Source organism: Aestuariibaculum sp. M13 (assembly GCF_024723255.1).
Taxonomy (GTDB): domain Bacteria; phylum Bacteroidota; class Bacteroidia; order Flavobacteriales; family Flavobacteriaceae; genus Aestuariibaculum; species Aestuariibaculum lutulentum.
Window position 1 is genome coordinate 293,042 of record NZ_JANIAC010000001.1, and the last position, 25,626, is coordinate 318,667.

Annotated in this window: 15 protein-coding genes; 1 reads left to right on the plus strand and 14 read right to left on the minus strand. The window is 35.4% G+C overall.

Features of this window, described 5'->3' with window-relative positions; genetic code table 11:
* Positions 1-95: 95 nt before the first annotated feature.
* The 6 genes from NO995_RS01235 to NO995_RS01260 form a co-directional block, all read right to left on the minus strand.
* A complete protein-coding gene (locus NO995_RS01235; RefSeq protein WP_258225957.1) occupies positions 96-2,363 on the minus strand; it encodes an aconitate hydratase in 2,268 nt (755 codons plus the stop codon).
* A gap of 220 nt (positions 2,364-2,583) precedes the next feature.
* Positions 2,584-5,376, minus strand: coding sequence for a bifunctional aconitate hydratase 2/2-methylisocitrate dehydratase (locus tag NO995_RS01240; RefSeq protein WP_258226884.1), 2,793 nt, complete (start codon positions 5,374-5,376; stop codon positions 2,584-2,586).
* A gap of 541 nt (positions 5,377-5,917) precedes the next feature.
* Positions 5,918-6,871, minus strand: a complete 954-nt coding sequence (locus NO995_RS01245) for a MoxR family ATPase (RefSeq protein ID WP_258225958.1) — start codon at positions 6,869-6,871, stop codon at positions 5,918-5,920.
* A gap of 3 nt (positions 6,872-6,874) precedes the next feature.
* Entirely contained in the window at positions 6,875-8,323 is a 1,449-nt protein-coding gene (locus tag NO995_RS01250) for a peptidylprolyl isomerase (RefSeq protein ID WP_240571380.1), read from the minus strand.
* A complete protein-coding gene (locus NO995_RS01255; RefSeq protein ID WP_258225959.1) occupies positions 8,286-9,101 on the minus strand; it encodes a peptidyl-prolyl cis-trans isomerase in 816 nt (271 codons plus the stop codon). The genes NO995_RS01250 and NO995_RS01255 overlap by 38 nt, the downstream gene beginning before the upstream one ends.
* Positions 9,102-9,142: 41 nt before the next feature.
* Positions 9,143-11,101, minus strand: coding sequence for a peptidylprolyl isomerase (locus NO995_RS01260; RefSeq protein ID WP_258225960.1), 1,959 nt, complete (start codon positions 11,099-11,101; stop codon positions 9,143-9,145).
* Between the two features lie 147 nt (positions 11,102-11,248).
* On the opposite strand from NO995_RS01260, the gene NO995_RS01265 reads away from it, so the two are divergent.
* A complete protein-coding gene (locus NO995_RS01265; protein ID WP_258225961.1) occupies positions 11,249-11,485 on the plus strand; it encodes a hypothetical protein in 237 nt (78 codons plus the stop codon).
* A 1-nt stretch (position 11,486) separates the two neighbouring features.
* On the opposite strand, the gene NO995_RS01270 is transcribed toward NO995_RS01265, so the two are convergent.
* The 8 genes from NO995_RS01270 to NO995_RS01305 all read right to left on the minus strand — a co-directional run bounded on the left by NO995_RS01270 (position 11,487) and on the right by NO995_RS01305 (position 25,547).
* On the minus strand, positions 11,487-12,137 hold the full coding sequence (locus tag NO995_RS01270; RefSeq protein WP_258225962.1) for a sterol desaturase family protein: 651 nt from the start codon (positions 12,135-12,137) through the stop codon (positions 11,487-11,489).
* A gap of 196 nt (positions 12,138-12,333) precedes the next feature.
* A complete protein-coding gene (locus NO995_RS01275; protein ID WP_258225963.1) occupies positions 12,334-13,494 on the minus strand; it encodes a PepSY domain-containing protein in 1,161 nt (386 codons plus the stop codon).
* A gap of 71 nt (positions 13,495-13,565) precedes the next feature.
* Entirely contained in the window at positions 13,566-15,944 is a 2,379-nt protein-coding gene (locus NO995_RS01280; protein ID WP_258225964.1) for a TonB-dependent receptor, read from the minus strand.
* A 181-nt stretch (positions 15,945-16,125) separates the two neighbouring features.
* A complete protein-coding gene (gene guaB, locus NO995_RS01285) occupies positions 16,126-17,598 on the minus strand; it encodes an IMP dehydrogenase (protein WP_240571400.1) in 1,473 nt (490 codons plus the stop codon).
* Between the two features lie 155 nt (positions 17,599-17,753).
* The gene (locus NO995_RS01290) at positions 17,754-20,516 is read right to left on the minus strand and encodes a TonB-dependent receptor (RefSeq protein WP_258225965.1); all 2,763 of its coding nucleotides are present in this window, start codon (positions 20,514-20,516) and stop codon (positions 17,754-17,756) included.
* An 89-nt stretch (positions 20,517-20,605) separates the two neighbouring features.
* Positions 20,606-23,029 carry a TonB-dependent receptor gene (locus tag NO995_RS01295; RefSeq protein ID WP_258225966.1) on the minus strand — a complete coding sequence of 808 codons (2,424 nt, stop codon included), beginning with the start codon at positions 23,027-23,029 and terminating at the stop codon, positions 20,606-20,608.
* Positions 23,010-24,365, minus strand: coding sequence for an HTTM domain-containing protein (locus NO995_RS01300; protein ID WP_258225967.1), 1,356 nt, complete (start codon positions 24,363-24,365; stop codon positions 23,010-23,012). The genes NO995_RS01295 and NO995_RS01300 overlap by 20 nt, the downstream gene beginning before the upstream one ends.
* Before the next feature lie 63 nt (positions 24,366-24,428).
* On the minus strand, positions 24,429-25,547 hold the full coding sequence (locus NO995_RS01305; protein WP_258225968.1) for an imelysin family protein: 1,119 nt from the start codon (positions 25,545-25,547) through the stop codon (positions 24,429-24,431).
* Positions 25,548-25,626: the final 79 nt, after the last annotated feature.

Consider the following 25,626-nt stretch of genomic DNA (forward strand, 5'->3'; position numbering starts at 1 on the left):
TTTTGTAAAAATACAATTCTATACGTTTTTCAAGCTTTATTGCAATAAAAAATCCAGCTAATAAGCTGGATTTTTATTTGTATATTCTTTAAAGATTAAGCATTTTCTGCAGCAATAAGGTTTAATGCCGAACCGGCTTTATACCAGGCTATTTGAGCATCATTATATGTATGATTTAACTTGATAATATCCTTGCTTCCATCGGCATGAACGACCTCTAAAGTTAACTGCTTATCCGGAGCAAATTCATTTAAGTCTAAGAAATTAAATGTATCATCTTCCTGAATTAAATCGTAATCGGCTTCATTAGCAAACGTTAAACCTAACATCCCTTGTTTTTTAAGGTTTGTTTCGTGAATACGCGCAAACGATTTTACAATAACGCCCGCAACACCTAAATGTCTTGGTTCCATAGCTGCGTGTTCTCTAGAAGACCCTTCACCATAATTATGATCGCCAACAACTACCGTTTTAATACCTGCTTTTTTATACTCACGTTGTACATCTGGTACTCCGCCATAATCACCCGTTAATTGATTTTTAACAAAGTTTGTTTGTTGGTTATAAGCGTTTACGGCACCAATTAAACAGTTATTAGAAATATTATCTAAATGACCGCGGAAACGTAACCAAGGACCCGCCATAGAAATATGATCGGTTGTACATTTTCCGAAGGCTTTTATTAATAATTTGGCGCCTTTAATATCATCACCAATTGGCGTGAATGGCGTTAATAATTGTAATCTTTCAGATTTTGGATCTACAATCACCTGAACATGACTACCATCTGCCTCAGGTTCGATATAGCCATTATCTTTAACTTCGAAACCTTTTGGTGGTAACTCCCATCCTGTTGGCTCATCGAACATGACTTCTTCGCCTTCTTCGTTGATTAATTTATCGGTCATCGGGTTGAAATCAAGTCGACCCGCAATAGCAATCGCGGCTGTTAATTCGGGTGAAGCTACAAAAGCATGCGTATTCGGGTTACCATCGGCACGTTTGGCAAAGTTTCGGTTGAATGAATGCACGATACTGTTTTTTGGTGCATTTTTCGGATCGCTGTAACGTGCCCACTGCCCTATACATGGTCCGCAGGCATTCGTAAAAATTTTAGCGTCTAATTTTTCAAAAACTTCAAGAATGCCATCACGTTCGGCAGTATATCGCACTTGCTCTGAACCGGGATTAATGCCTAATTCGGCTTTCATTTTAACACCCTTATCAATAGCTTGCTGAGCAATAGAAGACGCTCGTGATAAATCTTCATACGATGAGTTTGTACACGACCCTATTAAGCCCCACTCGACCACAATTGGCCAATCGTTAGCTTTAGCTTTCTCGCTCATTTCCTTTCCTGCAGGAGTTGATAAATCTGGTGTGAAAGGTCCATTTAATAACGGATTTAATTCCGACAAGTTTATTTCAATCACCTGATCGAAATACTGTTCAGGATTGGCATAAACTTCAGGATCGGCAGTTAAGTATTCTTTCACTTTTTTAGCTGCATCGGCAACATCGGCTCTTTCGGTAGAACGTAGATAACGCTCCATAGATTCATCGTAACCAAAAGTAGATGTCGTTGCACCAATTTCGGCTCCCATGTTACAAATGGTTCCTTTACCAGTACACGACATGGCAGTTGCTCCTGGTCCGAAATATTCAACAATAGCTCCCGTTCCTCCTTTTACGGTAAGAATTTCAGCTACTTTTAAAATCACATCTTTCGGTGCTGTCCACCCGGATAATTTACCGGTTAATTTCACACCAATAAGCTTAGGGAATTTAAGCTCCCAGGCCATACCTGCCATAACATCTACGGCATCGGCACCACCAACACCAATAGCCACCATTCCTAATCCGCCTGCATTAACTGTATGTGAATCGGTACCAATCATCATGCCGCCAGGGAACGCATAATTTTCCAAAACCACCTGATGAATAATCCCTGCTCCAGGTTTCCAGAAACCAATGCCATATTTATTTGAAACAGATTCCAAAAAATTAAATACTTCACTACTCACACTATTCGCTTGCCTTAAATCGGTTGCAGCTCCATCTTTTGCCTGAATTAAGTGATCACAATGCACGGTTGTAGGCACAGCAACTTTACTTTTTCCGGCTTGCATAAATTGTAGTAACGCCATTTGCGCAGTTGCATCCTGACATGCGATTCTATCTGGAGCGAAATCGACATAATCTTTACCTCTTGTAAATGCGGTGGTTGGATTCCCATCCCATAGGTGATTATACAATATTTTCTCAGAAAGCGTTAAAGGTTTACCCACCACTTTACGAGCAGCATCAACACGCTCGGCCATTCGGGAATAAACGCCTTTAATCATTTCAATATCAAATGCCATATTTTTTCTTTATTTAGATTGTTTAAATTCCCTCTAATTTATTAAAAATATCGCGACAGGACTTACTAATTAACTAAATATTAGCCTATTTATACTGATTTTAGAAAGCTGAAATACGAAAATTTTTCCCTAAAAATCCATAAAAAAAGAGCCTGAATAAAATCCAGGCTCCTTTTCTACTTATTTTTGAGATATTCTGAAATATCTAATTATCCTTTATTTAGTATGCTACCGCAGCAGTACTCAATTGTTTGTGAGGTGGTTTAAACTTCGTTAAAACAATACCCTCAACAGCCGCTTGATACTCTTCAATATTTGGTGTTCTACCTAAAATTGTAGATAATACCACTACTGGAGTAGAAGATAATAAAGATTCTCCTTTTTTCTCACCAGAATCTTTTACGACACGACCTTGGAATAAACGCGTAGATGTTGCCATTACGGTATCTCCTGGCTCAGCTTTCTCCTGGTTACCCATACATAAGTTACAACCCGGACGCTCTAAGTAAAGCATGTTTTCGTATTTAGTACGAGCTAAACCTTTTGGTTCGTTATCGTCAAATTCAAATCCTGAGTATTTTTGTAATACTTCCCAGTCACCTTCAGCTTTTAACTCATCCACAATGTTATATGTTGGAGGGGCTACTACTAGAGGCGCTTTAAATTCAACTTTTCCTTGTTGCGCTTCGATATTTTTTAACATCTGAGCTAAAATTTTCATATCGCCTTTGTGAACCATACAAGATCCTACGAAACCTAAATCTACCTGCTTAGTACCACCGTAGAACGATAACGGACGAATAGTATCGTGTGTATAACGCTTAGAAACATCGTCATTGTTTACGTCTGGATCGGCGATCATTGGCTCAACGATTTCATCTAAATCGATAACAACTTCTGCAAAATAATTCGCGTTAGCATCAGGACGTAAAGCTGGTTTCGCTCCAGATTTAATTTCCTCGATTCTTGCGTTTGCTTTATCAATAAGTCCTTGAAGCACTTGTTTTGCGTTATCCATACCTTTATCAATCATGATCTGGATACGATCTCTTGCGATTTCTAAAGATTCTATTAAGGTTTCATCTTCTGAAATACAGATAGATGCTTTGGCTTTCATTTCAGCTGTCCAATCGGTAAATGTAAAGGCCTGATCTGATGTTAAGGTACCTATGTGCACTTCAATTACACGACCCTGGAATACGTTTTCACCACCAAATTGCTTTAACATTTGTTGTTGTGTTGCGTGTACCACATCACGGAAATCCATATAAGGTTTCATTTCACCTTTGAAGGTTACTTTTACCGACTGCGGAATTGGCATCGTTGCTTCACCCGTTGCTAAAGCTAAAGCTACAGTTCCAGAATCGGCACCGAAAGCCACACCTTTAGACATACGTGTATGTGAGTCACCACCAATGATGATTGCCCAGTCGTCAATAGTAATATCATTTAATACTTTGTGAATAACGTCGGTCATGGCGTGGTATTCTCCTTTAGGGTCACGCGCTGTGATTAATCCGAAGTCATTCATAAACTTCATTAATTTAGGAATGTTCGCTTTTGATTTGTTATCCCAAACTGAAGCCGTGTGACACCCTGATTGGTAAGCACCGTCAACAATTGGAGAAATAACTGTAGCAGCCATAGCCTCTAATTCCTGAGACGTCATTAATCCGGTAGTATCCTGAGATCCTACAATATTTACTTCAACACGAACATCTGAACCCGCATGTAATGTTTTACCTGGCGTTGTTCCAACAGCATTTTTGTTGAAAATTTTCTCTACAGCAGTTAAACCTTGTCCTTCAACAGAAATTTCTTTAGAAGGTGCATAAACAGTTGGCGCCTCAATACCTAAAATACCTGCTGCAATAGTTTGTAATTTTTTACCAAAAACTACAGCGTAAGATCCTCCTGCTTTAATAAATTCTACTTTTTGAGGTGTTAATGCTGCAGAAATATCTTTTAATTCAACGTCTCCGTTGTATAATTTTTTCTCTTTTGTATTAATTGTAAGAACAGTTCCTGTTTCAACAGAATACGCTTGCTCTAATACAGGATCACCGTTTTCATCTAAAACTGTATTTCCAGATTCATCAGTTTTCTTAACCCAGTTTTTAAGGTCGATACCAATACCACCAGTTACACCAACCGTTGTTAAGAAAATTGGAGAAATACCATTTGTTCCAGCAATAATCGGTGCAATATTAATAAACGGCACGTAAGGACTTGCTTGAATACCTGTCCATAAGGCTACGTTGTTTACACCAGACATTCTTGAAGATCCAACTCCCATGGTACCTTTCTCAGCGATTAACATCACACGTTTGTCCGGGTGTTGTTCTTTTAATGCAGATAATTCCTTCTGCATCTCCTTATTGTGTTCGAAAATACACTGACCGTGTAATTCTCTATCTGATCTTGAATGCGCATCTGCTCCTGGCGATAATAAATCTGTTGAAATATCACCTGTACCTGCAATAAACGTAACGATTTCGATTTTTTCGTCAACCTCCGGAAGATTAGTAAAGAATTCAGCTTTAGCGTAGCTCTCTAATAAATCTTTAGCAACGGCATTCCCTCCTTTATAAGCTTCTTCTAAACGATTAGTATCTGCATCATATAAGAAAACCTGAGTTTTTAAAACTTCAGCAGCTTGCTTAGCGATAGCTTCGTCGTTTCCTAAAGCTAAATCTAAAAGTACCTCAATAGAAGGTCCGCCTTTCATGTGCGATAACAATTCAAAAGCGAAGGTCGGAGTAATTTCTTCAACAACAGCATTACCAAGAATAATCTCTTTTAAAAACTTTGCTTTTACACCAGCTGCACCAGTAGTTCCCGGCACCACATTGTAAATAAAAAATTTAAGCGAATCTTCACGATTTGCGTTGTTCAAATCCTTAATTTGTGCAATAATCTCGCTTAATAAATCAGCTCCATCAATTGGTTTTGGGTGAAGTCCCTGAGCTTTTCGTTCTTCGATTTCCTTGATGTAATCGTTGTACATATTCATATTATTAGAAGTCATTTCAATTTTTTGGCTCTTTAAAAACGCTAAACTGTAGTTCAGATTATCTGATTACAGCCCCTATATATTGTTTTAAAGCCGTTTAACTTAGTTTTTTCTTTAGCCTCGCAAAAGTACTGAATTAATACAAAGTTTTAAAAATAAAACAAGGAATACAATACCGAATAATACTTAATTATTATTGTGCTATAATTATTAAGTATGGTTTGAAATTTTTTAATGAAATTCAATAAAAAAATGCTTTTTTGGTAACTTCACTTAATTCAATATTCTTTTAAAAAATGGTTTATCTCTTAAATTCGTCATTGGTTTTTCGAAATACGTATATAACAAATGACTTAAATAAAAAGATAATCCCCAATAAGTCAGCAAAGTTATGATTTTAATTATCATTGAAGCTTCACAAATACCGCCAATATGTTGAATACTTAACAAAAACACAACATAATGAAGTAAACAGGAAGAATATAATACTTATTTTTAAAATTAAGTATTATTACGTATAATAAAATATTTAGGAACCGATTTAAAACAAACTCTTGATGATTTGATCTTCGGTAATACCTTCCGCTTCAGCTTTATAGTTCTTGATAATTCTATGACGTAAGATACCATTAGCCACAGCCTGTACATTTTCAATATCCGGTGAAAATTTACCGTGAATGGCTGCATGGGTTTTTGCCGCCAATATTAAATTTTGAGAAGCTCTAGGTCCAGCACCCCAATCGATATAATTCTTAACTAAATCTATGGCAGATTCAGAATTTGGTCTTGTTTTACCAACCATGGTTACGGCATATTCAACCACATTATCAGCAACAGGAATACGACGAATTAATTGCTGGAAATCGATAATCTGCTTAGCTGTAAATAAAGCCTTGACTTCCTTTTTAGAATCTGTTGTTGTCGATTTTACAACTTCTACTTCTTCTTCAAAGGTAGGGTAATCTAAATTAATGGCGAACATAAAACGGTCTAACTGTGCTTCGGGTAATGGATACGTTCCCTCCTGCTCAATCGGGTTTTGTGTTGCTAAAACAAAATATGGTAAATCTAATTTGTAGTGATGCCCAGCCACAGTTACCGCACGCTCCTGCATAGCTTCCAATAAAGCTGCCTGTGTTTTTGGTGGCGTTCTGTTTATCTCATCGGCTAAGATAATATTCGAAAAAATAGGACCTTTAATAAACTTAAAGTGACGGTCTTCATCTAAGATTTCACTACCTAAAATATCACTTGGCATTAAATCAGGCGTAAACTGAATACGTTTAAAATCTAAACCTAACGCCTGAGCAATGGTATTAACCATTAAAGTTTTGGCTAGTCCAGGCACACCTATTAAAAGTGAATGTCCGCCAGAAAAAATGGAAATTAATATTTGATTTACAACCTCGTCCTGACCAACAATGACCTTTGCGATTTCGGTTTTTAAATCTTTATACTGCTTTACAAATTGTTCAATAGCGGAAACATCAGACATATATTATTTTTTTAACCAGTTACTAGAAAAGTTACAATCTCTATACTCACCACTAATTTTTATGTAAGTATCCATGATTTTTTCCTGTTGCCATTTAGCAATAGCATCAATTTTCTTTTCGTCTAAAGCTAATTGTTTTATTTTTAAATAATCGCGGGCATAGTTCGCTTCATGCTCATCAATCCTATCGGTAACCATTAGTATTTTAAACTTAACACCGCCTGTACGATCTTCTTCTTTATATACCAAACTTACCTCGTTATCTTTTAAATTCTGAATCTGAGTATATAACTCGGTATCCATTCTGGTTAATTCAAAATTATAATCTTGTGTTGCCGGATTAATTAACTGTCCGCCATCACCTCTGGTTTCTTTTTCATCACTGGCTTCTCTTGCAGCATCGGCAAAAGAAATCTCGCCATCAACAATACGCTGTCTTACTTTTTCCAAACGTTCTTTAGCTTCTTTAATCGCCTCGTCTGATACCTTTGGTGTTAATAAGATATGTGCGACATCTCGTTCCTGTCCTCTAACTTTTTCACAGTAAATAATGTGATAACCATAATCCGTTTTAAAGGGTTCTGAAATCTCACCTTCCTGAAGCGCAAAAGCTACCTGTCTGAACTCTCTAACCATTCGAGGCTGATTTCTGTTCAAGGTGTACTTTCCTCCCTTACTTGCCGAACCCGGATCTTCTGAATATAAAACGGCTTTAGAACGGAAACTTGATCCGTTTTCTAAAATATCTCTTTTAAATTCTTTTAAACGATTGATTACACGTTGCCTTTCCTCTTCAGCCACTTTAGGCTCTGCTACAATCTGAGCTACTTTCAACTCAGTACCAAATGTCGGACGCTGATCTTTTGGAATTTTATTGAAAAACTCACGAACTTCTTCTGGAGTAATTTCAATTTCACCAACAATCTTTTTCTGCATTTCCTGAGCTAACATGTTCGCTTTATTGATTTCGAACATCTCATCTCTAAAACTTTGCTCATCATCTTTATTATAGAACTTCAACAAAGCCTCCATAGAACCATTTGTAGACTGTAAAAACTGTTCGATTTGATAATCTACATTTTGTCTGATTTGCGCATCAGACACCACAATACTATCCTGAATGGCGTGATGTGCGTATAATTTATCTTCTAAAAGTTTACCAAACAATTCGCAACGACCAATATCTTTGGTATTTACACCCTGTGCCTGTAATTGCACATAAGCCTTATCGACATCTGAATCTAATAAAATATAGTCTCCAACTACAGCAGCAACGCCATCTACTTTTTTAGCATTTTGGTTTGCAGGAGCTGCTTCCTTTACCTCTTCCTTAACTTCGTCTTCAATGATTTCCTGAGCAACCATTACCTGTGCCCCAAGTAATGCTATGCATAAACCCAATATGTGTTTCAAATTATTTATAGATTTCGAATTGTTTATTTGTAATGGCATCTTTAGTTATATCTTTTTCTAATTTTCGAATAAGCTCGAGCTTTCTTTTGTTGATTACAATTTGATCGATGGTTGGTTTTACATATTCCAACGGTGCCGTATCTTTAGGCAATAACACATCGTTCACCTGCATCAAATATACTCCTAATGAATCTTTGAGCTGCACAAAATTAGATTTTTTTAACAGTTGATCTTTATTTTCCGGGGTAATTGCTGTAATTTTTTTAACCACCTGACTGGCCTTAATCCAAATGGAATCGTTAAGTGAATACGATTTAAACTGAATAGACAAGGAGTCTAGTACGCGCTTATCTTTATCATTAAAACGTTTAAACCGCTCAACTACAGATTTATAATTATTCATATTTTCATCAATATGAATATATCTAAACTTAATTAATTCTTCATTCAGTTTAAAAGCATCCTTATTTATATTATAATAGGTTTCTGCTTCCTCTTTTGAAATCACAGAATCGATACTTCTCGCCACTAAAGCCTCAACATAAGCTTTGGTGTACAAATCGTTTTTATACTGATTAACCAGCTTGTTGAAATTATTTTGTGTTGCTTCACTTAAATTAAGCTTTGCTCCATCGACCAATAACTGTTGCGTTGCCCATTGATTAATGTAATTCTGAACCACTAAAGTACTGTCTTCTTTTGAAGTACCTTCAGATACTAAATCTTTAATATCGTCGTAATACAAATAGCTTTCATTAACTCGTGCAACAGGGATACGGTCATCGACTTCTTTAAAGAAATGACACGAGGTTGCCAAAAGCAACACTAATATCGAGAGACTTTTAAAACGCACTTGATTTACTTATTTAGTTTTAGTTGAGATTTTACCTGATTTAAAACCTCCTGGTTTACCTCTACAGGATATTTTGCAGCCAATTCGGCTACCCATTGTTCCTCCTTATAGGTTTGATAATCGCTAAGCACTAACCCTTTTGATTCCTCGAATGTTCTTTGAGTTTCCGGTATTATATCTTTTACATTCACTAATACAAACGCATCGTTGTGCTTGTAAATTTTAGACACCCCTTTTTTAAATTCAAAGTTCTCTGGTAACACCTGATGGCCAGCATCCATAATTTCCTCTGTAAAGATAACATCTATTTTATCATTACTATTCACTAAAGCCTTAATATCTTCAACAGACATACCTTGTTCTATTAATTTTGATACTTTCTTAAGTGTTTTTTGCTGGGCTGAAGACGCTACAACAGCATCAATTTTTTCTGGCGCCATATACTTAGCTTTATGAGCTTGATAATAATTTATAACTCCTAAAGAATCAGTTTTAGCTGCATCCCAAATGGTAGACTCCATTAAATCGAATAACAATAAACCATCGCGATACTCTCCTACAATGTGCGCAAAATCTTCATCCTCTTCTTCTAAATGCTCTTCCTGATATTTAACAAGATTTGTATTTAAAAAGGTCTGGTAAGCCTGATTTACAATGTTTTCAAAAGTATCTGCGCTTCTGTTGTAATGTTGATTTTTAACTAAGAAATTACCAAAATCAACAAATAACAATTGTTCATCTCCAATTTTAACCAAAGGCTTATTCGCCTCAAAAGCGACAGGAAGCTTCCATGATAATTTATAATAATCGTCATTTAAAAGTCCTACAAAATATGGTAAAGCAGGTTGTTCTTCTGATACGCCGTACTTAGCTCTTAACTTAGCATACAACGCTTCATCAATTAACTTTGAACGTTCGTCACGCTTAACCATTTGTTCCAGTTCCGGACGCATATCTTCAAAACTTGCGATTGGTTTTTTATTTAACAATTTTATGATGTGCCAACCGTATTCTGTTTTTATGGGTTCTGAAATATCACCAACTTCCTCTAATCCAAATACCGTATCCTCAAACTCTTTTGAATTAAGCTGTCCGCTGCTTATAGGTGTTAATCGTCCACCATTTGAAGCCGTACTTTTATCTTCTGAAAATTGTTTTGCTAAGGTTTCAAAAGTTTCACCTTGTTGTAGTTTTTTATAAATATCCTGAATTCTTTCAGCAGATTGTTCCTGATTAGCATCTTCCTTTTTTTGGAAAATCATAATATGAGCCACAGTGCGCTCACCTCTAGACTTACGTTTATCCTGAACAGATACAATATGATAACCAAAACGCGTTCTAAACGGCATTGAAATTTCTCCTACTGGTGTATTGTAAGCCGCGTTTTCAAACTTGTACACCATTTTAAAACCAGAAAACCAATCTAGATCTTCTCCGTAAATGGTTTGTCCGTTATGCACTTCTTCTCTTACCTTTTCAAAACCTTCAACTAAAGCTCGGTCCCGAAGTTTTATGATATCGTTATAAGCTACAAGTGTATCACTTGGACTGGCATGCTCAGGTAATTTAATGAGAATATGACTGGCCTTTACGTCGTAAGACACCCTATTGTAAGCTTCTTCTACCAACTCTTCGGTTACCTTATTGTCGGTAATATAACTGTTTGCCAATTGCTTCTTATAATTCGATAATTCCCGAATGTAAGATGGCTTTTCATCTAACTTTAAAGCTCTGGCTTCTTTTAACTTTAATTTGTAATTGGTAAAAAGTTTCAAATACTCGTCAACATCTTTTTGAGATTCATCCTGTACTAAATCTAAATTCTTATTGTAAACCCTCATAAATTCAGAAGCTGTAACGGGTTCACTATCGACTGTAAATAACACGTCTTCTTTAGATGTTTGGGCCTTTACCTGAAGTAAAAACAAAGTGAAGAATAAAACAAAAATATACTTTATATTCATATTAAAAATTTAAACCATAGCAACAAAAATACTAATATAATGCTATAATGCAAGTTGCTTTAAGTAAGCTTTGAAAAGATATATTTTAAGTGCTATTTTAATTATATCTTTTTAACTTTCGGCATTCATTTTTATTGCATAAAATTCATGCGCAAACTAAAATTAATATGGGACTTTAGAGGCCCTGCAGCACATAAAACAGCCGAACATCATAATATTCATTTAAAAGAATATGTTCAAATTGAAAAATTAGAAAACATCTTAACTGGTTGTGAGGTGATAAATGAATTTCATGCCATTGCCTATCTGGTGGTTGATGAAGACAAGATGAAACCGCTTAGAGATGCTTTGAAACCACACAGAGGACAAGTTTACCAAGGATAAATTATGCGTCTTTGCGCCGTGGTTTAGGTGGCATGGTACCAAAAACCTTATCCCAAAATGTATTAGATACACCATATGCTTTATCTGGATATTGGTAATGATGTAAATTATGATGGAGCCATAAGTATTTAAATCGTTTTGGTGGTCGTTTTACATGAATAGCTCTGTGTACAAACGAATACATTAAGTACCCAAAAAAGAAACCAGGAAAATACCCGAAGGTGTAAATTGAAACCCCAAATACCCAAAATAAAAGGTAGAAAATACAGAAAAGTAACGAGGCTAAAATTAGTCCTGGAACTGGAGGCATTAATAAACGCTCTTTATCTTTTGGATATTCATGATGTGAACCATGCATAATGAAATGAAAGCGTTGTGTCCATTTCCAGTCGTTATACCAATGAAACAAAAACCTATGAAGTAAATACTCGGCCAAGGTCCAGGAAACAAAACCGATGCAAAATAAAGTTATAAAACTTATTACTGAAAGCCCAATAACACCTATAGCCAGATACGCCAGAAGTAGAATAGTAATACCATAAATAACAATGTTTGAGGCAGGATTGGTTTTAGTTAACCGTTCTAAAAAAGGATTTTTAAATATTTGTGCCTGACCGGTAGAAAAATCTGTGGTTACTCTGTGTTGTTTCATCTGTTTAAATTTTTATTATTATTTATCTGTCAGATGTAATTCGCTAATAATCATTTTAGCTCATTTCATAACTTTTAATTTTACCTCTCTTAAAGATAACAAAATCAACGAAATAACGATTCTTAAAATTATAGATAAAAAAAGGCCTCTGTAAAAACAGAAGCCTTTAATATAAAAAACTAAGCTAATTAAAGCTTTAAACAACTTTACGTAAAACCGGAGTTGCCTTCTGCTTTCTCTTATTTTTCTTCTTCAACTTATTAATCCAAATTATTGTTCCTGTTACAGGTAGACTAGTACCTATTAAACAAGCCAAAAAGTATATTATCTTAGAAAATGTTCCGTAGATTTCTCCGGTATGAATAGGTCGTATTAAAGACGCTATTTGTATATTTAAAGGCTTCTCATCAAACCGTTCTACTTTTAATACGTCTCCTGAAACATCCATATATAATTTATCTGATGCGACCGGAGACCAGTTGGCATCAGCTACTTTAGAAAATCGGTAATAGTTATTACGCTTATCTGGAAAACCAACGGAAAGCTCTCCGTCGTAGTTCAGGATTGTGTTGGCATTAGCAATAGCTTCATCAATAGTTACAGCTAACCCCTCATTATTTTCCGCTTTGTATTCAAATCCACCACGATCAAAAATCTTAGCTCCTATTAAATTGCCCAATCCTTCTCTATAACCTTCAAAAGACCAGCACAATCCTGTTATTGCCATAATAAGAATAAAAATACAGGAATAAAACCCTAAGGTATTATGCAAATCATGATTGATACGTTTCCAGTTCGCATCGGTTTTAATTTTAAACCCTTGTTTTATCTGTTTCCATTTTATTTTTTTAGGAAACCATAATACCAACCCAGAAACCGATAATATTAAAAAGATAATGGTTGCAATGCCTACAATTGGACGGCCTATATTAATATCTAACAACAGCCATCTATGTAATTTAAACATGACCATTAGAAAGTTGTCTGCTCCAGATTTTTCTACTTTATGAATTTCTGAAGTATAAGGGTTAACCAACACTTTCGAACCACGTCTTTCTTTCGAGTCTTTCTTTACTGAAAACTCATAAGGCTCATCTGAATCACTCGGAATTGTTAACCCAGTTACGAAACCCAAATTTGATGTTCGTAACGAACTTATAAGTTCTTCTACAGAAACCCTATCTCCCTTCGGTTGAACCTTTATTGATGAAGAAAAAGCATCTTTAATCTCATGCTCAAATGCAAGAATTGTTCCACTAAAACACACAAAAAAAATAACAATTCCACTGGCTATTCCCAACCACAAGTGAATATCGTTAATTAACTTTCTAAAACTGTAGGTTCCTTTTTTTGACATATATAAAAGCTATAAACACACAAAGTGCAACCTTAAAAAGATTACACTCTGAGTGATTAAATATTTACTAATTAAAATGAATATGTTAACATACCTGCAAAATTTCTTGGATCAGTTTGGTTAATATAACTCGTTCTATAGGCGTTATAACCAATTTCGTCAAAAATATTGTTTAGTATAAATCTGAAATTCCAATGGCGATTAAAGTTGTATGCTACCTGAGCATTTACCTGTGTGTAAGCATCAACATTAAATGGCTCCTGGTTTGGTAGAATACCTTCGTGAGTAACAGCTCCTGAACTCCAATCATTAACAGGTCTTTCACCAGTGTAATAAATTCCTGCTCCCAAAGATAAACCATCTAATTTCTTTTTAAACTTATAGTTTGCATAAGCATTAAAGGTATGCTTAGGTGTATTTAAAGGCGCCGAACCATAAACGTACGATGTGTGTTCCTTGTACTGCGCATCAATATAAGAATAACCGGTTATCACCTCTAAATTGTCTAATATATGCCCGCTAAGCTCAACCTCTACGCCTTTTCTTTCGTCGTTACCTCCTTTTTGATAATATCCGGTTGCTACCCAGTTTTCATCGTAAACCGGTAAATTAATATCCTTGTTATTTATCTTAAAGAATGTAAAGTTGAAACGTAAACGGCTATCTAACCAATTGGTTTTTATCCCTGTTTCAAACTGATCGAAACGCTCATTACCTAACTGATTTCCGTTAACATCTAAACGAGTTCCTGTTCTGGGGTAAGAACTGTTTGTGTAGGATACAAACAGATTTGCATTTTTAACTGGTGTAAAAATAGCACCAACTAAAGGATTTATAGCATCGCTCTCAGTTGTTTCGGTTGCTGCAATTGTTTGTGTTTTACTATAACGAAGCCCCAAGAAGGTTTTTACCCAATTATTAAAAGTAATAACATCTTGTGCTACAAAACCTAAAGCTCTTGATTTTGATCCTGCTAAACTAATACTTCCAAAGTTTAAGTTATCGGGTAACACATGATTTACTGAAGTAAATACATCTATAGTATCTATTGTCGTTATACGCTGAGATTTTGTACTATACTTGGTTGTTCTATAATCGAATCCAACCTGAAAACTATGAGAGACACTTCCTGTTTTTAATTCATCTCCTACTAAATCGAATTGCAAAACGCTATTGGCATCTTTTCTTGTAGAAACTGAATAACCACGTTTACGTTGATTGTAAATGGGATCTCCAAATTCGTCATTTACCACGCTTCCTAAGCTTGCTCCTTTATCATCAAGATCTAAATCTGATTTAAAATAAGCAGCTTTCAACGTTAACTTTTCGGTTAATGCCCTGTCAAAACGCACAGAATATGTACTATTTGTAGTTAATGATTTATCGTTTGAATAACCTAAAAACTGATCATATGGCAAATCGTAAATTGCATTGGTATCATTACCTGCTAAATTTACCGTTCCTAAATCCGGTGTTCTGCTATCATCCATATAATCCATTTCTAAAGTAATGGTCGATTTACTATCTACTTTCCATTGTAAAGATGGATTGATATAAAAACGATCAGAAGAAATGCCATCTCTAAAACCATCGGCACGTTCTAATGCCCCATTAACTCTAAAGGCTACATTTTCCGTTTTTGCTAAAGGACCGTAAACATCGAAAGTTGTTCGGGCTTGTCCAAAACTACCAATACGTTGAGATACATTACCACCAAAATAATATTTAGGCGTTTTGGTTACAATGTTTATAACACCACCCGGACTCCCTAAGTCGGTTGCAACCCCTTGTGTAATAGCCGCCGCTCCTTTTAATACCTGAATATTATCAACACCCTGCATATCTGTTAAAATTCCGGTTCCTCTAAAATCTGAATGTACACGCACCCCATTTTTTAATATTGGAATTCCTCTGAATCCACGAGAAGACATACTCTCTCTCTTGTTTCCGTAAGTTGCAAACGTGTATACCCCAGGCACATTTTTCGTAGCATCTGAAATGGTTAAATTTCCTTGTTGCGTAATTACTTTATCTGATATAATGGAAATACTCTGAATTTGCTCGTAAGGTTCCAATGGTAACCTTGTTAAGGCTTCAATTTTATCAGGGTGCTCGAATCGATTTCCAAAAAGTTCAATTTCTTCTAAATCTGAATCGGTCTCTAAAGTAATAGACAACTTTAAAGTTTGATTATCTTCTAACACTACAGTTTTAGTTGTTTGCTTATAGCCAACAAAACTAACTTTTATGGTATATGAGCCAGCCGAAAGGTTCTTAAATTCAAAAACACCAGCGTTGTCTGTAGAAGTTCCTGTATTTGTACCAGACAATAAAATATTAGCAAAAGCAACGGTATCCTTATTCGAATCAAATATTGTTCCTACTATTTTAGATTGTGAAAATGACATTTGTACTGCCAAAATCAGAAATAAACTTAATTTATTAAACATGATTATTATTTAGATTGATTTTAAATTGCAAGCAAATATATCATCCAAATCTTTCAAAACAAAACTTATTTAGACTAAATACAAATAAAAATCATAACTAAATGAAAACCAACAATATGTTATTGCATAAAAAAACCCGACAATTACTTGCCGGGTTCTTTCTATAAATATTTCGATTCAACTATCTTGAGTAGTTAGGTGATTCTTTAGTGATTGTTACATCGTGTGGGTGACTTTCGTTAATACCACTTGCTGTAATTTTTACAAATTGACCTTTTTCTTTTAAAGTCTCGATATCTTTAGCCCCACAGTATCCCATACCTGCACGTAAACCACCTATAAATTGGTGAATACTTTCGTATAAATCACCTTTGTAAGGTACACGTCCAACGATTCCTTCCGGAACTAATTTTTTTATATCGTCTTCTACATCCTGGAAATAACGGTCTTTACTACCTTCTTTCATAGCCTCTACAGACCCCATACCACGGTAAGACTTAAATTTACGTCCTTCGTAGATAATCGTTTCTCCCGGAGATTCTTTAGTACCTGCTAAAAGCGATCCTAACATCACACAGTCTGCACCAGCAGCAATCGCCTTAGGAATATCTCCTGTATAACGAATACCACCATCTGCAATTACAGGAACTCCTGAACCTTTAATAGCAGCAGCCACTTCTAATACCGCAGAAAACTGAGGGAAACCTACACCTGCTACAACACGTGTTGTACAGATAGAACCCGGACCAATACCAACTTTAACTGCATCGGCACCAGCTTCTACTAAATACTTAGCAGCTTCTGCTGTAGCGATATTTCCAACGATAACATCTAACTTTGGAAACTTAGCTTTTACTTCTTTTAATACGTTAACCACACCTTGAGTATGTCCGTGTGCCGTATCAATAACAACAGCATCAACACCGGCATTAACTAAAGCTTCAGCTCTAACCACTGCATCAGCTGTCACTCCTAAAGCTGCAGCAACACGTAAACGACCAAACTCATCTTTATTAGCGATTGGCTTTTGCTTTAATTTAGTAATATCTCTAAAGGTGATTAAACCTGACAATTTATAATTGTCGTCTACAATAAGTAGTTTTTCAATTTTATGTTTTTGAAGAATAGTTTCGGCATCTTTTAAAGACGTTCCAACTGCAGCCGTTACCAAGTTCTCACTTGTCATAACTTCAACGATAGGACGTTTGTTATCGTGCTCGAAACGTAAATCACGGTTAGTAACGATACCTTTTAATGTACCTTCGTCATCAACGATTGGAATACCACCAATACCGTGTTCTGCCATGAATGATTTCGCATCTTTAACTTTAGCTGTAAGTGGTAAAGTAACAGGATCGATAATCATACCGCTTTCTGCACGTTTAACACGTCTTACTTTTAAAGCCTGTGCTTCAATTGTCATGTTCTTATGTAACACACCAATACCACCCTCTTGCGCCATAGCAATAGCCATTTTGCTTTCGGTAACCGTATCCATAGCTGCCGAAATAATTGGCACGTTTATGGTAATGTTTCTGGTAAATTTTGTTTGGATATTTACTTCGCGAGGAAGAACTTCTGAATAAGCCGGAACTAAAAGGACATCATCGTAGGTTAGTCCTTCTCCTACTATTTTATTTTGATGTGCGATCATGATGCAATTACATTTTAATTGCGTGCAAATATACACATTTTTTAAGTTGATTCTGTATAATAATAAACTAAATTAATGTTAAGATTGGCTTTTGGTGTTAAATGGACACGAAAACGTCCGATTACAAATTAGCAACCGGACGTTTAAATATCTATTTATTGACGACGGTAACCGCCTCGACCGCCACCTCCGCCTGGTGGACTTCCTTCAACAACATTCATGGGTTGTCCGGCAAAGCTTCCGAATTTATACGTAAAATTAAGCATAAAATACTGCTCCAATATTTTATTCTCAACATCTTCGATATAAGTCTCCGTGACATTACGTCTGTATCCATTGTTCTTTCCTAAAACGTCGTACCCTACTAAAGTTACCGTTGCTTTATTATTCCAAAGCTCCATGCCTATTCCGGCATTCCAAAACACCGCATCACCGTCAAAAGCATCACCTACACGGCTGTTATAACGATAAGACACTTTGTTAGAAACAAACAGGTTTTTAATGATAAAGATGGATGAATCGAAATTCACGTTTTGTACAAAATAATCATTATCGTTAAAAGCATCTGTGTCATACACATTTTTAAATGCCGAATAACTGTATCGCGCACTTAAATCTATTTTATTGTCATACGCATATCTGAACGATACCGACGGACTCAATCTTGTTGTTTGGCCGGTAAATTTAACACCATTCTGCATTGACAAACTATTATTAAAACTTGCTGCAAATGCCCCATTAATATTAATATTTGTCTTTTTACTGTAAATAGATTTAGAAATCGACGCATTCCCGTCAACAGAATAATCCCCGTTAATGTTGGTATAAGTCGTTAACTTATTTAAATCGCTGTCGGTTGTTGTTGAATTAATAATCTTATCCTGGGTGATTCCCGCATTGGCATTTCCTGAAATATTAATGTTATGAAACGCCAAATTGTTTTGATATCTAAATCGTAATCTGTGATCAATCTGTGGTTCTAAAAGTGGGTTACCCACACGAATATGTGTAATATTGCTTACATCTTCTACAGGTTGCAGCTGACTCATTGATGGCAAATTCACATTTTGATTATAATCTAAACTAATATTTTTATAACCATTTTGATCGCGATAACGAATACGTCCTGAATAGGTCAAATATTGAAAATCGGCTTTAAAGTTACGTGCTTCCACAATTTGATCCCTATAACTTCTGTAGGTGGTTGTATGTCCGGCTTCAACTTCAAAACGGAAATCGTTAAGGTTATATCTTAATTTTAATGCCGGTCTGATAGTCGTGGCAATATATTTACTATCACTACTTAACAAGTCATTAAAACTATCATACGCCTGACTATCTTCATCAAAATCGTAAATATAGCGCTCACTACTTTGTGAATTTACACTTGCATTATAGCTTGGTATGATTCTAAAATCTTCAAATAATTCGGCACTCCATTCGGCATCAATACCAATATTACTGCTATTACTGTCGTTATTACTTATTTGGTCTTGTATAACCGTTTCTCCTCTATTGTATAATATATTTTCTGAATACTTTTTACTGTCTGAAGACGACTTACTAAAATCGGTATTTAAACCAATATTGAAATAGTTTCCACCACCACCTCTTACTGGCGTTACACGAAACTTATTACTAATATCGTAGTTTGATGAACTGGACGCGTTAGTACTTGTATAATCACTTACCAAATCGCCATTAGTATATTCTGAAGTACTCTGAGAGGTTGACCCAGAGTCGGTATTTGCAGTATTAAACGAGGTTTCATTGGAAATTTGAACTTTATTATTTGAAGCCTTATTTTTAGGTTCAACAATAAATTTAAGGTCTGAGCTTCCATTGTGTGAATCTGAATCGCTAAACCCACTGTTAGTAGATTCGGTTAAATAATTTAAATCTGGTAAAAAGGTTTCTCTGGTACTCTTACGTTCAGTATCCGAACTTTGGGCGCTATACCTGTAATTGGCATTAATACGGGTTTCATCCCATCTTCCCTTAGAAAAGTTAGCTCCAACAAAATCCGATTCTATGTACCCGTTACTGGTATCGGTATCTGGTAAGGCATTAAAACCTCGAGACATATTTATATTATTGGTTCCGGCGATAATCCCTATTTGTTTACCATCAATCATTTGAAACAAATTGGCATTGGCCTGATACTTATCATCGGTTCCATAGCCTCCTTTAATGTCGCCAAAGGTTGCTCGATTCTGTCCCTTCTTAATTTTTAAATTGATTTCTTTAGTGCCAGAAGTCGATTCTTCACCGGTAAACTTTTGCATATCGGTTTTATAATCGGTCACCTGAACTTTACTTATGGCTTGACTCGGTATATTTTTTAAGGCTATATCACCACGCTTTTCACCAAAAAAGCGCATACCATCAACATTTACAGCCTCTACCTCTACACCATTTACCGTAATATTTCCATCGATATCTATATCGACACCTGGTAATTTCTTCAATAAATCTTCTGCCTTATCGTTTGGAAGTGTTTTAAAACTATCGGCATTGTATTCAATTGTATCTTTTTTAATGACTACCGGCGGAGCCTTACCAACAATTGATACCACATTAAGCTCTTCAACCTGATCTGTTAAAGTTACTACACCTAAATTCAGTTTATTTCCTTTAGGAACATCGATATCTTTCATGTAAGGTTTGTAACCTAGATATGCAATGTTGAAAATAGCTTTTTTATCGTCTTCAGCATTAACATTAATGGAAAATTCGCCATTTTTATTGGTAATACCATAAGCCATAGGAACACTATCCTTTATACTTTGAAGATATACGGTAGCGCCTTCTAAAACAGCAGCGTACTCATCTTTAACAATTCCTTCTAAAGTAAACTTTTGGGCAAAAAGAACCGAAGTGAAGCATAATGCTAAAACAAACAATAATTTTTTCAACATATTTATAGTTAGGTTAATGGTAGCTTAGACCTTACTTTATTTGTAAAGTTTAACCTAAGTATGTTAAAAAAAACCTAAGATTTCAAGCATTAAAACTTTATTTGAAGTGTTGTATACCAGTTTCTTGGTGCCGATGGAATGATACCTGGACCTGGATATCCTGTTGCTCGTCTTGTAAAATAAGCATTGTCTAAAACATTGTTTATTCCGGTTTCCAGTTTAAAGCATTTATAGGTATAAGCTAAAGATACATCTAACACATCGTAGCTAGGTATTTCACCAATCACACCACTTATCCCTCCTTCTACAGAATTCGTTGCATCGGTAAATTGCTGTGATAAATAGGTATACTGAACGCTTGAAGACAAGTCTTTAAAGGCAAATTTTAAACCAGTTTTTAAGTTCACATCCGGCACAAACTCCACTTTATTTCCTTCAACTCCGGTCGCTTCAGAAGATGTATATTCAGAATTTATAAAAGATGTATTAATAAAATAATTAAAACTAAAATCGTTATTTAATCCTAACACTTGTTTCAGATTAAAATCGAAAAGCGATTCTACACCATACATCACGGCATCTCCAATATTACCACGTTCGCTTTTTATTCCCTGACTGGTTTCAATTTGCTTAAACCCTATACGTCCGTTATAAAATAAGGCGAAAGTTCCCAAATCGTAAGACACAATATTATTTAGGTTACCACGAATCCCTAAGTCGGTTGTAAATCCTTTTTCATCGGTGATGTCCGGATTTATTTCAAACGCAGGGTTATTAATATTAATATCAGAAAAAGTTACCGAACGGTAATTTTGCGAAATATTTCCATATACTTCCATACCATTAACAGGTTTATAACTCACTCCCAAACCTAATAACACAAAAGCACGGTCGAAATCCCTGTTATCATCAATAGTTTGGTCTAATATAACATTGCCCGCTGCATCTGTATTGATATTTCTGTAAAACCCTTCGCTTTGAGTTCTGATGTATTCGAAACGGAAACCTGGCGTTACCGAAAACTTATCGTTTAAATAGAAAATATTTTCTCCAAAAACCGAGACATTTAAATTAGGCAAGTCAAATTGTGATTGATTTTGATAATCTGAAAACTCATCGTTATAAAAATTAAAATCAGCGTCACTTCCATTACTCCCTGCGCCTTGTTGCTGATAGTTATTCGCCTTATAGAATTTACTTCCAATTAAAAACGTTGCGTCCTTTTCACCAATATTATATTTACTTAATAAACGCGCTTCAAATCCGTAATTTTTAAAATCGCCTTTTATTAAATCTCGTTCCTCTCCAGAATCCACCTGATCCACACGGTTCGACCTAAAGCCTAACGCATCTCTGGACGCATTTAAACCATAAAAGTTAAAGGTAAAATTGGTTTGTTCTGAAAACTTATGGTCGAATTTTAAATTATATAACAACCAATCTACCTGAAACCAATTACGCTCACGATTGCTTTGGTATGGATCAGAGGCAAACATATTATCGGTTAAACCACCGCCCTGCTGTGCCAGGTAACGCATATACGTTATATCTCCAGTGACTTTAGTTTTATCTGTAAACTGATACCCTAAATGTGCAAAGGCATTTTTAGATTCAAATTCTGAATTTGGTCGGAATCCATCACCTTTTTTGTAGTTGAAATAACTGTAATAACTGAACTTATCTTTTGTTCCGCTAATGCTTGTAAAATTGGTATACAATCCGAAACTTCCCAAGGTATTTCTTGTAATTAATTCAAACGGTTTGTTCGGATTAGGCGCTTTCATTTTAAAGTTAATTAAACCTCCAAACTGCGTTCCGTACTGCAACGATGCCGCCCCACGAATCACCTGAATTTCCTTTAACCCTTCTGATGCCGGCGTATAATAACTTTCAGGATATCCCAAAACATCAGCACTAATGTCATACCCATTTTGGCGCGTATTGAAATTGGCCGTTCGGTTTGGATCTAATCCACGACCACCAACATTTAACTGTAATCCCGCATCATCATTCTGATATATGTTTAGACCTGCAACCTGACTGAAAATCTGACGTGCATTATTAGATGCTAAATTCGCCATAGACTGATCTACCAAAACCACTTCCGTCTTCTTTCCGGCATAAATAGCCGTGCCTTCAACATCTTTTAAACGCGATAATTCGAAAAGTTTAGCTTTTCTCGCAGTGATTTCTACTTCAGAAAGATTAACCGAAATAGAAACTAACTCCACGTTTATTTCCGCGTCATTGGCTACAGCAACAGGTAGTTCTTTCACTTGAAATTCATAAGAAAAAAAGATTAAATCTAAATTCTGCTTATCGGTATTAAACTGGTAATACCCTGAAGCATTCGTAGTTGCTTTTAAGCCCGCAGTTTTATCGTAAATTTCAACGCCTGCAACCGGTTGTTTAGTTCCTGTATTGGTTACTGTTCCATAAATTTTGTGTTGTGCCTGTACTGCACTTACAAACAAAAACAACACTACTAATAACTTAAAGTCCTTTAATTTCATTGGTAAATGGTAATATCCATGCCTTATGGCAGAATGATTCTTTTTCTTTATATAAATCGACGGTATTGTCAATAAACGGTTTGCTCAACCTTCCGTTAAGCGCGACGTAACTTTCGACAAACACCTGTACATTTTTATGACCTTGCGATGTAAAATGATCCCCTAAATAATGAGCGTATTCCAAAATAAAATCAGGCTGAAAACTCATTTGTTTTTCCTGAAAGGAACTCAGAAAATCACGGTTTCTAACTACAAAGGACGCTCCCGTTTTTGCATTTCTAATGGTAAACGTGGTATGCCCCATTTTTTCCATGAGCATCACGCGCCAGGAAAATCGATAACCTTCTTCGGTCCAGAACAATTCACCAGGATACAATATATATCGAAATGGAAATAGCAACTGAATGACAAAAAATACCGTTAAAAATGGCACCAGGACTTTTTCCTTTTTAACCTCTAAAACAGGCTTCAAATCTACCGTAGTTTTAAGTTTTAAAACACCTTTTATAGTATTGATTATTTTATGATGAAAATCGGCTTCGAAGAAAATCAACGTCGACACAATCATAATAAACGGAAACATACCTATTGGAAACAACACCCTGGTAAATACATGGAAAAATACAACCAAAGCAAAAGCAAACCATCTTGTACGTTTATAAAGTAGTAAAAACGGAATGGCTAAATCGTATAGCATACCACACCAACTCATGGCATAATGAAACCATTCCTGCTGCATGAGGTTTTCGCCTATAAATGGTAAGTCGTATTTTGATGGTAACCATATTTTTAACGGCATGGCTCGAAATAACCAATCGGAATTTATTTTTGCCAGCCCGGCATAAAAATACACGATTCCTAAAAACAGTTTCACACTATCTACACACCATTTAGGAATGGCCTTATACGAGGTTTTTCTTAATAAATTATCAACTGAAAAGTAAGCATTAGCAGGTAAAAAAATCATTAAAAAACTCAGTAAACTAATAAAATAATAATGATTTAAATAGGTGGTTTTATCCATGAGTTCGATATAGGTAAAACTCAAAAAGAAAACTATAATCGCTATTCTGTACTTTAACCCCAGTGCAATAAAAAGGGCTGCCAAACCACAAATAACAAATAGTAAATAGGTATAATCTCCTAAAGGTTTTACCCACTCAAAACCATAATAGGAAAAATGAAATTTAGGTGTAATATAAAGCTTTTCAATCCAGCCATTAGCCCAAAAGCGAATAATACTAAACAGCATCATGATACCGAATAGTATTCTGAACACCGCTAAGGGTGCTGCGTCTGTTTTGCTTTGTAGATATGCTTTTGTATTAAACCCCATATAAAAATGAAAAGATTCCCTAACGCATCAGGGAATCTTTAAATCATTTATTTTATTATCAAACTAATCGCCATCAGCATCAATATAATCAACACTAATGTTCATAGCCTGTACCATATCTAATTTAAGTAACACCACGACTTTTTGTAACTCGTCGTAAGACAAAGTCATTTTTGTATTATCGGTATTAACCTGATTAGAAAAATTAACATCTAATGCTTGAATTTGAGTACGAGCAGCATTCATTTGATTATTGATTAAAGTAGTTAAATCTTCACCATCTGTAATGGTTTGTAAATAATCTAGATAATCATCGAAACTACTTCCATCTGTAGTTCCTTTGTAAGCTTTTCCGTTAAATATATCTTGACTAGCCTTTAAAGCTGCTAATGCCAACTCTTTAGAAACTTCCTGATTGTGGTAGGCTTCTACTTTCTCAGGATACAAAACTCCAGCAGAAAAAATTCCGGCAGGAATTCCAAATTTGGTGGCTCTTAATCCCTTTTCGAAATAATAAATAAAATCGTTTGTTAATTTGTTTGTCGAACTGGTGGCTGTATTTCCTGTACTATTAACAAAAGTATCTCTGTAGGTGGATGTCCAATCGTTTAACACAGTTTCAGTTAACGACTTCATTTTATCAACCAAATCACTTAAATACGTTTTATATCCGTTAGCATTTGTATTTATTGTATAAATCTCTAAAATAGCTGAATCATCAGAAGCAACACCGTATAATAAATAATCTAACGCAGGAAAACCAACAGCATCCTGATTATTAGTATGAGTTAAATCGTAAGTACCACTTGCAATGTTTGCTTCTATTTCAGTAACACTGGCTGGATAGATATTCATTTGAGAACTATAATAGATTGCTTCAGCTTTACCAATGTTAAACATTTCAGCATATTGCCAAACTTTATAAGCTTCCAACCATGCTGTGCGCAGTGCCTCTAAATTGGTTTGATCTACAGTTGTTGTAAAGGTGTTTTTAGCTTCAGCCAAAACACTTAATTTACTATCTAAATCCTGATATACCGGAATAATAATATTATCAGCCCAGTTAACCAACATGGTTTGTCTATCAAAATTATCTGTCGGCTTACTTTCGCCACCGTCAGAGCTACTACACGCTATAATAACGAGCGCTAAAAGGACTACAGAAACAACTTTTTTAATCATAACCTATTGTGTTCTTTAATATTTTGCAAATATCAACAAGCAGTTGGAATTATTAAAAATTCCAACTGCTTTATTTTAG